General features: G+C 74.6%; 4 protein-coding genes. All 4 read right to left on the bottom strand.

Translation table 11 applies throughout. From position 1 onward, the window contains the following. Positions 1-60: 60 nt before the first annotated feature. Positions 61-1,773, bottom strand: a complete 1,713-nt coding sequence (locus FGW37_RS29355; protein WP_179083838.1) for an ABC transporter ATP-binding protein — start codon at positions 1,771-1,773, stop codon at positions 61-63. Then, on the bottom strand, positions 1,766-3,673 hold the full coding sequence (locus FGW37_RS29350) for an ABC transporter ATP-binding protein (protein ID WP_179083837.1): 1,908 nt from the start codon (positions 3,671-3,673) through the stop codon (positions 1,766-1,768). Before FGW37_RS29350 ends, FGW37_RS29355 begins: the two co-directional genes overlap by 8 nt. 100 nt (positions 3,674-3,773) lie before the next feature. Continuing rightward, on the bottom strand, positions 3,774-3,986 hold the full coding sequence (locus FGW37_RS29345; RefSeq protein WP_179083836.1) for an MbtH family protein: 213 nt from the start codon (positions 3,984-3,986) through the stop codon (positions 3,774-3,776). Between the two features lie 54 nt (positions 3,987-4,040). Beyond that, on the bottom strand, positions 4,041-13,700 hold the full coding sequence (locus FGW37_RS29340; RefSeq protein WP_179083835.1) for a non-ribosomal peptide synthetase: 9,660 nt from the start codon (positions 13,698-13,700) through the stop codon (positions 4,041-4,043). Between the last annotated feature and the right edge of the window lie 46 nt (positions 13,701-13,746).

Raw genomic sequence — 13,746 nt, 5'->3', positions numbered from 1 at the left:
GGCGTCACGTGTACGGCCGGAGGACCCCTCCGAACCGAAGTTAGGCAACCCTAACCTAACTCATCGTGTAGATGCCATCGTTCCCGCCACCCGGCCTCCGTCGAGTGCGATCACCCGCGGCAGCCGGGCGATGGTGGCGGGCCGGTGCGCGACGACGATGATCGTGCGGTCGCTGCGCATCCCGTCCAGGGCGTGCTCCAGCCGGCCCGCCGTCACCGGGTCGATGTCGGCGGTCGCCTCGTCCAGGACGAGCACCGCCGGGTCGGCCAGGGCCGCCCTCAGCAGCCCGACGATCTGCCGCTCCCCCGCCGACAGGCGCGAGCCGCGCACGCCCACCTCGGCGTCGAGGCCGCCCAGATCGCGGATCCACTCCTGAAGTCCCAGCTCGGCCACGGCCCGTTCCATCTCGGCCCGGCCCGGGGCGCTGTGCACCAGCTCCAGGTTCGCCGCCACCGTGCCCGTCACCATGCGGACTTCCTGCGGCACCAGCACCACGCGGCGGCGCAGCTCCGCCTCCGGGATCTCCCGCAGGTCGACGCCGGCGAAGCGCACGGTGCCCCGGTCGGGCGCGTAGAGGCCGCACAGCAGCTTCGACAGCGTCGTCTTGCCCGAGCCGGTCTCGCCGACCACGCCGCTGCGGTCTCCCACCGGGAAGCCCAGGGAGACGCCGCGCAGCACCTCCGTGCCGTCGCGGTAGGAGTAGCCGAGGTCCTCGCAGGCGAGTTCGCCGCGCAGGGGCAGCCCGGCGGCCGGGCCGTCCTCCCGGGGCGTCTCGTCCGCGGCCCGGTCGGTGGCCGCCAGCAGGTCCAGCAGCCGGGCCAGGCCCGTACGCGCCGTCTGCACCTCGCCCACGAGCTGCGAGATGTCCGAGAAGGAGTCGAAGAGGTTGCGGCTCGCCAGGACGAAGACCACGACGGTGCCGACGCCCATCGCGCCGCGCGAGACGGACCAGCCGCCGACGAGCAGCAGCACGACCAGGGCGAACCCCTCGATCAGGCCGACCAGGTCGATGCGGTTCTCCACCCGGATCGCGCGGCGGGCGGCGCCCACGGCCGCGGTGTTCTCCCGGTCGAACCGGCGCAGCCAGCCGGGCAGGCCGCGGGCGCTCTGCAGCGCCTCCCGTACGTTCAGGGTCTCGGTGAACGTCGCCGCGACCGTCGCCTCCGCCGCCGCCTTCCCGCCGAACGCGCGCGGCGCGGACCGCTGGAACCAGCGCATCACCAGCAGCGTCAGCGGCACGAAGACGGCGAGCTGCACCAGCGCCAGCTGCCACGAGTAGCCGAAGAGCACGACGAGGGTGAACAGGAGCGTGGCCGTCGCCGACACCAGCCGGCGCAGGTGCATGCGCACGAAGGAGGCCAGGGCGGCCACCTCGCCCGTGGTACGGCGCAGCAGATCGCCCGTGCGGTGCGACTCCAGGAACCGCAGCGGCGCCGACGCCAGGTTCTCCACGCACTTCTCGCGCAGGCTGCGCACCACGTTCTCGCCGGCCTTCGCCAGCAGCAGCTCGCCCGCGCGGGCGAGACCGAGCTGGAGGACCGCGAGGACGACGAGGACCACGGCGGCGGTCAGCAGCCCGCCGCGGTCGCGGTCGAGCAGGGCATCGGTCGCCTGCCCGATCAGCGGGGCGACGGCCACCAGCGCGGCGGAGTCGGCCAGCCCGACGACGAGGGCGACGGCGAGCGCGCGCCGGTGCGGGCGCAGATAGGGAGCGGCGCGACGCAGCACGCGCCGCTCGTCGGGCTGCTCATCGAGCAGAACCGGCTCAGCCACGGGGGCCCTCCGGGGTGGTGACGGGGACGGATGCGGGGGCAGGGGCGGGTGCGGCGGCGGGGCCGACACCGGAGCGGCCTTCGGCCTCGGGGTCGGGGATGCCGGCGGCGTCGGCATCGCCTGCTCGGGGCGCGGCCGTCAGTGTTATGACGCGGTCCGCCGTCTCCAGGACCGCGGTGCGGTGTGTGGCGAAGACGATGGTGCGGGCCGCGGCCCACGTGCGCAGGCGGTCGAGGATCAGTTGCTCGGTGGTGGTGTCCAGGGCGGACGTGGAGTCGTCGAGGATCAGCACCTCCGGCTCGCCGAGCAGCGCGCGGGCGATGGCCAGCCGCTGGACCTGACCGCCCGACAGGGCGGTGCCGCTCTCGCCGAGTTCGGTGTCGTAGCCGTCGGGCATCGCGGCGATCTGGTCGTGGATGCCGGCGGTTTCGCAGGCGGCGTGCAGGGCCTCGTCCGGCAGGTCGCGGCCGAGCCGCAGGTTCTCGGCGACCGTGCCGGACAGCAGCATGGGCCGCTGGGCGACGTACGCGATCCGGCCGCGGATGTCGTCCAGGGCGGCCTCGCGCAGGTCCGTGCCGCCGTAGCGGACGGCCCCCGTATCGGGGTCGTCGAGCCGGACGGGCAGGCGCAGCAGGGTGCTCTTGCCGGAGCCGGTGGCGCCGTTCACGGCGACGAACTCCCCGGCGCGGACGGTCAGGTCGAGCGGCGCGAGGACGGTGACGCCGTCGCGGACCGCGCTGACGCCGGTCAGCTCCAGGTCGCCGCCGGAGGTGAGCGCGACCGGCTCGGCGGGGTCGGTGACGGTGGCCGCGATGGACAGCGCCTCGTCGATGCGGGAGGCGGCCACGTCGGCCTGCCCGCGGGCGAGGAGCCGGTCGACCAGGACGCGGGTGGCGAGGGTGATGCTGGCCATCCAGGACGTGAAGGCGACCAGGCCGCCGATGGTCAGCCGGCCGTCGAGGACGGCGAGCCCGCCGAAGCCCACGCCGATCGCCACGGCCATCCGTGGCACGAAGGGTGCGACGGACGCCCAGGAGGCCTCGATCCGGGCCGCCTTGACGGTGCGGTCGGTGACGGCGGCGCTGGCCGCGTCGTGCCGGGCCACCAGCGGGCGGTGGCCGCCCGTGCCGCGCAGGCCGGTGCCGAGCTGGAGCAGGTCGGCCACGGCCTCGGCGCGGACGCCGTGCGCCTCGGCCAGGGCGCCGCTGGCCGCGCCGAAGCGGCGCGGGAAGTACAGGTTGACCCAGACCAGGAACGGCAGCATGCCCAGCGTCACCAGCAGCAGCGACAGGTCGAGCACGCCCATGCCGGTCAGGACGCCGATGAAGGTGGTGGCCAGCACGACCCAGATGGCCAGGCCGTGCACCCACTCGCGCACCAGGTCGGTGTCCCGGCCCGCGCGCATGGCCAGGTCGCCGTGGCCGCGGGAGGCGAGCGCGGCGCGGTCCAGGCCGGCCAGGTGCCGCAGCAGCCGGGAGCGCAGGTCGGCTCCGACCTTGGCGTCGGCTGAACCGGCCCAGTACTGCCAGCCGTAGAGCCCGGCGAACTGGATGCCCGCGGCGCACAGGGCGGCTGCGGCCCACACCAGCAGGGCGTGGTTGTCCTTGGCCGTGACGCCGTCGTCCAGCGCCTTCTGGATGCACCACGGGACCGCGAGGAAGGCGATCTGCCGGACTCCGGCGGCGGCCATGGCCGCGCCGACCGTCGCCCAGTGCGGCCGCAGGGCGCCGCGCAGCAGGGCGCGGGCCCGTCGTCGCCGTTCGGGCGAGAGGTCCCGTGGGCTCTGCTCTTCCTCCTCCGGGGCGTCCTCGGCGGGCGGGACCTCCTCGGCAGTCGGCGGGCCCGGGGGCTCGTCGGCGGTGCCGGGGTGGTGCTCCGGCTTGGCGTGTTGGGTGCTCACGACGTCAGGTATCCGCTCTCAGCAGGTCGGCTCGGCCGTGGCGGGCGGACCGGGTGGGTGCCCGGTCCGCCCGCCGCGGCGGGTCTTCGGGAGGGGCCGGTCAGGACCGGGCGACGAGGCTCGCCGGGCGCATGTCGGTCCAGTGGGCGTCGACGTAGTCGGTGCAGGCCTGCAGGGAGTCCTCGCCGTGGACGGCGGTCCAGCCGTCGGGGACCTCGGCGAAGGCGGGCCACAGGGAGTGCTGGTTCTCGGCGTTGACGAGAACGAAGTAGCGGGCGTCGTCGTCCTCGAACGGGTTGGTGGCGTTGCTCATGGCGGAATGCTCCTTTGTACGGGTGAGGTGATGGACGGGTGAGGTGATAGTGGGTCAGGAGGGATGAGAAGCCGCGGGTGCGGCCTCCCGGAAGCGGGCGGCGAGTTCGGCGACGGTGGGCCCGGCGAACAGGTCGCCGATGCCCGGTCCGGCCTCGCCGGTGCCGAAGGCCTCGCGGATGCGGTGCAGCAGTGTCATGGCCAGCAGCGAATGGCCGCCGAGCTCGAAGAAGCTGTCGTCGACCGCGACTTCGGGCAGCCCGAGGACGTCGGCGAAGACGTCGCACAGCGTCTTCTCCGCCACGTCGCGCGGGGCCCGGCCCGAGCCGCCGGCGGCCATGTCGGCGGCGGTGGGTGCGGGGAGCGCCTTGCGGTCGAGCTTGCCGTTGACGGTCAGCGGCAGCGCGTCCAGGACGACGAACGCCGACGGGACCATGTACTCCGGCAGGGACTCCGCCAGCGAACGGCGCACCGCGGCGGCGTCGACGTCTGCGGCGTCGGCGGGCACGAGGTAGGCGGCCAGGCGCTTGACGCCCGGGGTGTCCTCGCGGACGACCACGGCGGCCTGGGCGACCGGGGGCAGGCCCGTCAGGGCGTCCTCGATCTCCCCGGGCTCCACACGATAGCCGCGGATCTTCACCTGGTCGTCGGCCCGGCCCAGGAAGTCCAGCAGGCCGTCCCGGCGCCACCGTACGACGTCGCCCGTGCGGTACATCCGGGCGCCGGGCTCGCCGAAGGCCGCGCCGAAGGGGTCGGCGACGAACCGGCCGGCGGTCAGGCCCGGGCGGTCGAGGTAGCCGCGCGCCAGGCCGACGCCGGACACGTACAGCTCACCGGGGACGCCCACCGGCACGGGCCGCAGCGCCGCGTCCAGCACGTAGGCGCGCGTGTTCCAGATGGGGCGGCCGACGGTGGCGGTGTCGCTGTCGAGCGTGCCGCCGCCGAGCGTGTTGATCGTGTACTCGGTCGGGCCGTAGAGGTTGTAGCCCATGAGGCCGGGCGTCTCGCACAGCCGCGTCCACAGCGACTCGGGGACCGCTTCGCCGCCGAGGAGGACCAGGACGGGGCGGTGCCGGTCCTCGTCCAGCAGGCCGCATTCCACGAGCGCCTGGGCGTACGACGGCGTCACGTTGATGACGTCGACGGCCTGCTCCGCGCAGTAGGCTGCCAGGCCTTCGGCGTCGCGGCGCAGCGACTCGTCCAGGACGTGCACCTCGTGTCCTTCCACGAGCCACAGCAGCTCCTCCCACGACATGTCGAAGGAGAACGAGACGGTGTGCGCGATGCGCAGCGTCCGGCCGCCGGCGGAGGCGACGACGGGGTTGAAGATGGCCTCGCGGTGGTTCAGGAGCATGTTGGTCAGGCCGCGGTAGGGCGTGACCACGCCCTTGGGACGGCCCGTGGAACCCGAGGTGAAGATGACGTACGCGGCGGCGTCGGGATCCACCCGCGTCTCCACCGGCCCCTCCGGCAATCCGGCCAGCTCGGCGGCGACGGCAGCGTCGTCCAGCTCCACGCGCGGGACCCCGTCGACCTCCGGCATCCGGGCGCGCGCCGTGGAATCGGTGAGCAGGACGACGGGTGCGGTCTCCTCGACCATGTACGCGAGGCGGTCGACCGGGTAGTCCAGCTCCAGCGGCAAGTACGCGGCGCCGGTGCGCAGCACCGCGAAGAGCGCGGCCACCATGTCCAGCGAACGCGGCAGGCCCAGGGCCACCACCTTCTCCGGGCCCGCGCCCCGTGCCAGCAGCAGCCGGGCGAAACGATTCACCCGTGCGTCCAGCTCGGCGAACGACCAGACGCGGTCACCCGCCACCAGGGCCACCGCCTCCGGCGTACGAGCGGCCTGCTCGGCCAGCAGGTCCGCCACCGAGGCGTCCGGCAGCTCGTGCCCCGTGTGCGCCCACTCCCCCAGGACCGCGTCCCGCTCCTCCCGCGTGAGCACGTCGAGGGTGCCGATGCGGCGGGCCGGGTTCTCGGCCACCTGGGCGAGGAGGGACAGGAGCCGCTCCACGAGGGCCTCGGCGGTGGAGCGGTCGTAGAGGTCGGCCGCGTACTCGAAGGCGATGTCGATCTCTTCGGTGCTCGGGGTCTCCTCGAAGTTGAAGTCGAGCTCGAACTTCACGGCGCCCAGCTCGAACGGGAGGATGCGGCTCTCCAGCCCGAGGAGCCGGCGGGCCTCGCCGTCGCTGTTCCGGTACCCGAGCATCACCTGGAACAGCGGGTGACGGCCCGGGACGCGCGGCGGGTTGACGGCCTCGACCAGGCTGTCGAAGGGCAGGTCCTGGTGGGCGAAGGCCGCCAGGTCGTGCTCCCGGACGCGGCCGAGCAGCTCGCTGAACGCCGGGTCGCCGGAGAGGTCGTTGCGCAGCACGAGCGTGTTGACGAAGAAGCCGACGAGCCCGTCGAGCGCGGCGTCCGAGCGGCCCGCGACCGGGGCGCCGAGGGGGATGTCGTCGCCGGCGCCGAGCCGGTGGAGCAGGGTGGCGACGGCCGCCTGCAGGACCATGAACGTCGTCGTGCCCGTGGCGGCCGCGGCGTCGCGCAGCCCGCGGTAGACGGCCTGCGGCACCCGGGCCCGTACGGTGTCGCCGCGAAGGCCGGTGGCCGGGGTGCGCGGGCGGTCGGTGGGCAGGGCCAGCTCCTCCGGGATCCCGGCGAGCGCCTGCTTCCAGTACGCGGCCTCCCGGCTGTGCAGGCTCTGCTCGTCCGCGGGGTCGCCCAGCAGGTCGCGCTGCCACAGCGTGTAGTCCGCGTACTGGACGGGCAGCGGCTGCCAGGCGGGGGCGGTGCCGCCGGCGCGGCTGGTGTACGCCGTGGTGAGGTCGTCCACGAAGGGCAGCATCGACCACTCGTCCCCGGCGATGTGGTGGAAGAGCAGCACCAGGACGTGGTCCATGGGGCCGATGTCCAGCACGGTGACGCGCAGGGGCAGTTCGCGCGAGAGGTCGAAGCCGTGCCGGACGGCCGTCTGCACGTCGGCCTCCAGGGCCGCCTCCGTGGTGGTGACGACGTGCAGCGCGTCGGCGGGGGCCGGCGCGTCGAGGATGCGCTGGACGACGCGGCCCTCGTGCTCGGCCACGACGGTGCGCAGGCTCTCGTGGCGGGCGGTCACGTCGGCCACCGCGAGCCGCAGCGCGTCCGTATCGAGGACACCGCTCACCCGGACGACGAGCGGGACGTTGTACGTGGCGCCGGAGGCGTCGAGGTTCTGCAGGAACCACATGCGGCGCTGGGCGTGCGAGAGGGGCAGCTCGGCCGGGCGCTCACGGCGTACGAGTGCGGGCCGGTCGTCCGTCGCCCCGGCGGTGCGCTCGGCGAGCGCGGCCGGGGTCGGCGCCTCGAAGAGGTCGCGGATGGCGAGGTCGGTGCCGAGGGCCGTGCGGATCCGGCTGACGAGGCGGGTGGCCAGCAGGGAGTGGCCGCCCAGGTCGAGGAAGTGGTCGTCGGGGCCGACGGGGCCGGTCCCGAGCACCTCGCCGAACAGGGCGCACAGCTGCTCTTCCCGGGGGGTGGCGGGAGCGCGGCCGGTGCCGGTCGCGCCGAGGTCCGGTGCGGGCAGGGCCTTGCGGTCGAGCTTGCCGTTGACGGTCAGCGGCAGCGCGTCCAGGACGACGAAGGCCGACGGGACCATGTACTCCGGCAGGGACTCCGCCAGCGAACGGCGGACCGCGGCGGCGTCGACGTCTCCGGCGGTGGCGGGCACGAGGTAGGCGGCCAGGCGCTTGACGCCGGGGGCGTCCTCGCGGACCACGACCGCGGCCTGTGCCACGGAGGGCAGTTGTGCCAGCGCGTCCTCGATCTCGCCGGGCTCGACGCGGTAGCCGCGGATCTTGATCTGGTCGTCGGCGCGGCCGAGGAAGTCCAGCAGGCCGTCCCGGCGCCACCGTACGACGTCGCCCGTGCGGTACATCCGCCCGCCCGGCTCGCCGAAGGGGTCCGCTACGAAGCGGCCCGCCGACAGGCCCGGACGGTTCAGGTAGCCGCGGGCCAGGCCCACGCCGGACACGTACAGCTCGCCCGGGACGCCGACCGGGACCGGGCGCAGCCATGCGTCCAGCACATGGGCCTGCGTGTTCCGGATGGGGCGGCCGACGGTGGCGGTGTCGCTGTCGAGCGTGCCGCCGCCGAGCGTGTTGATCGTGTACTCGGTGGGACCGTAGAGGTTGTAGCCGATCAGGCCGGGCGTCTCCTTCAGCCGCTGCCACAGCGACTCCGGTACCGCCTCGCCGCCGAGGAGGACGAGCACCGGCCGGTGCCGGTCCTCGTCCAGCAGGCCGCATTCCACGAGCGCCTGGGCGTACGACGGCGTCACGTTGATGACGTCGACCGCCTGCTCGGCACAGTAGGCTGCCAGGCCTTCGGCGTCGCGGCGCAGCGACTCGTCCAGGACGTGCACCTCGTGTCCTTCCACGAGCCACAGCAGCTCCTCCCACGACATGTCGAAGGAGAACGAGACGGTGTGCGCGATCCGCAGGCACCGCCCGCCTGCCGCCTCCACCACGGGGTTGAAGATGGCTTCGCGGTGGTTCAGCTGCATGTTGGTCAGGCCGCGGTAGGGCGTGACCACGCCCTTGGGACGGCCCGTCGAGCCGGAGGTGAAGATGACGTACGCGGCGGCGTCGAGATCCACCCGCGCCTCCACCGGCCCCTCCGGCAGACCCGCCAGCTCGGCCACCACGGCAAGGTCGTCCAGCTCCACGCGGGGAACGCCGTCGACGTCCGGCATGCGGTCGCGTACGGAGGAGTCCGTGATCAGGACGACGGGTGCGGTCTCCTCGACCATGTACGCGAGGCGGTCGACCGGGTAGTCCAGCTCCAGCGGAAGGTACGCCGCACCGGCGCGCAGCACCGCGAAGAGCGCCGCCACCATCTCCAGCGAACGCGGCAGGCCCAGGGCCACCACCCGGTCCGGTCCGGCGCCGCGGGTGAGGAACAGCCGGGCCAGGCGGTTCACCTGCGCGTCCAGTTCGGCGAAGGTCCACACGCGTTCGCCCGCGACCAGCGCCACCGCGTCCGGCACGGCCGCCGCCCGCTCGGCCAGCAGGTCCGCCACCGAGGCCTCCGGCAGCTCGCACGCCGTGGCGGCCCACTCGCCCAGGACCGCGCCGCGTTCGGTCTGCGTCAGCACGTCGAGGTGCCGGACGAGCACGCCGGGGTCCGCGGTGATCTGTTCCAGGAGGGAGACGAAGCGCTCCGCGTGCTCCTCGACCGTCGTGCGGCCGAAGACGTCGGGGCGGAACTTCCATTCGAAGCTGAGCCGGTCGCCCGGGTTGGCCGCGAAGATCAGCGGGAAGTGGGTGGCGTCCACATCGGTGACGTCGTCCACGCCGAGGGCCTGTCCGATGCGGTCGCGCTCGTCCTGGTCGACGGGGGTGTTGCGCAGCACCTGGAGCGTGTCGAAGAGGCGGCCGGCTCCGGCGGCGCGCTGGATGGTGCCGAGGCTGAGCTGGTGGTGCGGCAGGAGGGCCGCCTGCTCGCCCTGGAGGCGGGCGAGGTAGGCGGCGACGGTCTCGTGCCGGTCGAGCCGGGCGCGGACCGGCACGGTGTTGAGGAACATGCCGATGGTGCGGTCGATGCCCGTCAGCTCCGCCGGGCGGCCGGAGACGGTGGTGCCGAAGACCACGTCCTGACGCCCCGTCAGTCCGGCCAGGAGCAGGCTCCAGACGCCCGAGAGGACGGTGTTGAGGGTCAGGCCCTGGGCCCTGGCGTAGCCGGTGATGCGGGAGCTGAGGCCGGCGGTCAGCTCGGTGACGTGCTCCTCGGGCAGTAGGGCGGCACGCTCGCGGGCCTGCGGGGCGATGAGCGTGGGCTCGTCGACGCCTGCGAGGGCTGCGCGCCAGGCCTCTTCACCGGCGGCGGTGTCCTGGGTGTGGAGCCAGGCGAGGAAGTCGCGGTAGGCCAGGGGCTCGTCCCCGGCCGGGCCGGGCTGCGGGAGGGTGCCGCCGGCCACCAGGGCGTGACAGCAGGCCAGGAGCTCCTGCAGGAACAGGCCGGTGGACCAGCCGTCCCACAGCAGGGTGTGATGGGTGACGAGGACGTGCTGGCGGCCGTCGGGGGTGAGGACGGAGGACAGGCGCACCAGGGGCGGGTCGGCGAGGTCGAAGCGGGTGCGGGCCTCGGCGTCCTGCAGCCGGCGCAGCTCGGCTTCGGCGGCCTCGGGGGCGAGGGTGCGCAGGTCGGTCTCGGTGACGGGCACGGTGGTTCCGGCCGGGATGAACTGGACGGGCCGGTCGAGTCCGTCGTGGAGGAATCCGGCGCGCAGGTTGGGGTGCCGGTCGAGGACGGCGGTGACCGCGGTGCGCAGGGTCTCCACGGGGACCGGGCGGCGCAGGGTGACGACGTCGCGGGAGGTGTAGACGTCGAGGGCGTCCTCGTCGTAGAGGGCCTCGAAGAGCAGGCCCTGCTGGAGCGGGGAGAGCGGCCAGATCTCGGTGACGCCGGGGACGGCGGCGCGGACGGTCGCGGCGTCCTGCGTACTGGGCTCGGGCAGTTCGGCGGCGGCCGCCGGGCCGGTGGTGTCGCCGGCGGGCGCGCCGTGGCCTGCTCGCTCCGCCAGTCCGGCGGGGGTGCGGGCTTCGAAGACGTCGCGCGGGCTGAGGGTGAGTCCTGCGGCGCGCGCGGCTCCGACGAGGCGGATGGAGACGATGCTGTCGCCGCCGAGGCGGAAGAAGTCGTCGTGGACGCCGGCGCCGGGGAGTTCGAGGACCTCGGCGAAGAGGGCGCACAGCGCGGCCTCGGTCTCGGTGGCCGGCTCGCGGTCGCCGCCGGCCGTGGTGAGTCCGGGGGCGCCGTCGGGCAGCGCCTTGCGGTCGGTCTTGCCGTTGACGCTCAGCGGCAGGGCGTCGAGGGTCACGAAGGCGGACGGGACCATGTACTCGGGCAGCCGGGCGGCGCAGGCCTCGCGCAGGGCGTCGGGGCCGGCGTCGGCACCGGGGGCGGGGACGACGTAGGCGACGACGTGCTGGGCGCCGGCCGCGGTGGTGCGCACGAGGACGGCGGCGTGCCGGACGGACGGGTGGGCGGCCAGGACGGCCTCGATCTCGCCGAGTTCGATGCGGAAGCCGCGGACCTTGACCTGGTCGTCGGTGCGGCCCAGGTACTCGACGGCGCCGTCGGCCCGGCGGCGGACCAGGTCGCCCGTGCGGTACATGCGCGTCCCGGCCGGGCCCTGCGGGTCGGCCACGAAGCGCGATGCCGTCAGCCCCGGGCGGCCCAGGTAGCCGCGGGCCAGCTGGACGCCGGCGAGGTAGAGCTCGCCCGGTACGCCCACCGGTACGGGGCGCAGGGCCGCGTCCAGCACGTGCAGCCGGGTGTTCCACACGGGACGGCCGATGGGGACGACTGCGGCACCGGGCTCGGTGCGGTGGTACGTCACGTCCACGGCCGCTTCGGTCGGCCCGTACAGGTTGTGCAGCTCGGTGTCCGGCCACAGGGCGGCGAACCGGTCCACGGCCGCGGCGGGCAGGGCCTCGCCCGAGCAGAAGACGCGGCGGACGCCCCGGAAGGCGCTGCGGATCGTCTCGTCCTGCTCCGCGGCGGCGGTGAAGGCGGTGAGCATCGACGGGACGAAGTGCGCGGTGGTGACGGAGGCCCGCCCGGACAGCGCGGCGAGGTAGTCGGGCTCGCGGTGCCCGCCGGGCCGGGCCAGGACGACGGCCGCGCCGCTGACGAGCGGCAGGAAGAACTCCCACACCGATACGTCGAAGCTGGCCGGGGTCTTCTGCAGGATCCTGTCCCCGGCGCCGATCCCGTAGGCGTCGCGCATCCAGTCCAGGCGGTTCACGATCGCCTCGTGCGTGACGACCACGCCCTTGGGCCGGCCGGTGGAGCCGGAGGTGTAGATGACGTAGGCGGCGTGCTGCGGGCCCGCCGCGGGCCGCTCCGGCGGGGCGGCGGCGCGGGGTGCGTCGGCGAGCAGGACGGGCACGTCCTGCAGCCAGGAGAGCCGGGGCCGCTCGGCCCCGGTGGTCAGCACGCACACGGGCGCGGCGTCGTCCACCATCCCCGCCAGGCGTTCTTCGGGGTGGTCGAGGTCCAGCGGCAGGTAGGCGGCGCCGGACTTCAGGACGCCCAGCAGGGACACCATGAGCTCGGCGGAGCGGGGCACGGCCACGGCGACGATGCGGTCGGGTCCGGCCCCGGCCGCGGCCAGCTCGGCGGCGAGCGCGCCCGCCTGCTCGTCGAGCTGACGGTAGGTCAGTTCGCGGCCCTCGTACACCACGGCCGTCGCATCCGGTGTCGCCGCCAGCTGCTCGGCGAACCGCGTGACCAGCGTGCCGCCGGGCACCGGCCGGTCCGTGGCGTTCCACTCCCCCGCCAGCGAGCGGCTCTCGTCGGGGAGCAGCAGGTCGAGCCGGGCCAGCGGCGTCTCGGGGGCGTCGGCGAACAGGGTGAGCAGGTGCAGGAAGCGGTCGGTGATGCGCTCGGCGGCCGCGCGGTCGAAGACGTCCGGGCGGTAGCCGAGCTCCAGGCGCAGGGTGTCGCCGGGCAGGACGCGCATGGTCAGCGGGTAGTGGGTGGCGTCGCGGGCGCCGAGGCCGGTGACGCGCAGGCCGCCGGTGGCCGCGGCCGCGCCGAGGACGCCGGAGACGTCGTCGCTGCCGGCGTAGTTCTCCACCACGAGCAGGGTGTCGAAGAGGGGGCCTTCGACGGGGGTCAGGCGCTGGATGCCGGCGAGGCCGAGGTGCTGGTGGTCCATCAGGGCGGCCTGCTCGGCCTGGACGGCGGCGGCTGTGGCGGCGAGCGTGGCGCCGGGTGCCAGGCGGACGCGGACCGGCAGGGTGTTGATGAACAGGCCGACCATGGCGTCGGCGCCGGGCAGGTCCGCGGGGCGGCCGGAGACGGTGGTGCCGCTGACGACGTCGGTGGCGCCCGTGAGGGAGCCCACGAGGACGCCCCACAGCGTGTGCAGGACGTTGCCGAGGGTCAGGCCGCGGGTGCGGGCGGCGACGGTGAGGGCTGCGGTGAGGTCCGGGTCGGCCTCGGCCTCGGCGTCCGCCGGTTCGACCGGGGTGCCGAGGCCGGCGCCGGGGGCGACCGGGTGGGCCTCGGTGATGCCGTCGAGGGCGGCGGTCCAGGCGCGCCGGGCGGCGTCGGTGTCGCGGCCGGCGAGCAGTTCGAGGTGGTCACGGTAGGGGCGCACGGGCGGCAGGGCGGCGAGGTCGCCGCGGGAGCCGACGAGGGTGAGCAGCTCCCGGACGAGGATCGGCATGGACCAGCCGTCGAGGAGCAGGTGGTGGCAGGTGACGACGAGCCGGGCGGTGTCCGGGCCGAGCCGCAGCAGGGTCAGCCGCAGCAGCGGCGGTTCGGCGAGGTCGAAGCGGTGGTTCCAGTCCTGCTCCATGGCGGCGCGGACCGCTTCGTCCTGGACCGGCCGGTCGGCGGCGAGCGCGGTGAGGTCGAGTTCGCGCAGCGGGGTGCCGACGTGGCGCTGGACGAACTGGACGGGGTCCTCTCCGTCGTCGTACCAGAAGCCGGCGCGCAGGTTGGCGTGGCGCTGCAGCAGCGCGTCGGTGGCGGCGGCGAGGTCGGCGGTGGCGAGGGGGCCGTCGAGGTCGAGGTGGGACTGGACGACGTAGACGTCGCGGGAGCCGTCGTCGTAGACGGCGTGGAAGAGCAGGCCCTCCTGCAGGGAGGACAGGGGGTAGACGTCCTCGAGCGCGGATCCGGCGCCGGGGTCGTCTGCCGGGTTCAGGTCGGTGGAGTCAGTCATGGTGGCGCTCTCGGTCGGGGAGTGGGCGGCGTGGTCGGAGGTCTCG

This window comes from Streptomyces rectiverticillatus, assembly GCF_013394065.1.
Classification (GTDB): Bacteria; Actinomycetota; Actinomycetes; order Streptomycetales; family Streptomycetaceae; genus Streptomyces; species Streptomyces rectiverticillatus.
This window is presented reverse-complemented; position numbering and strand designations above follow the sequence as displayed.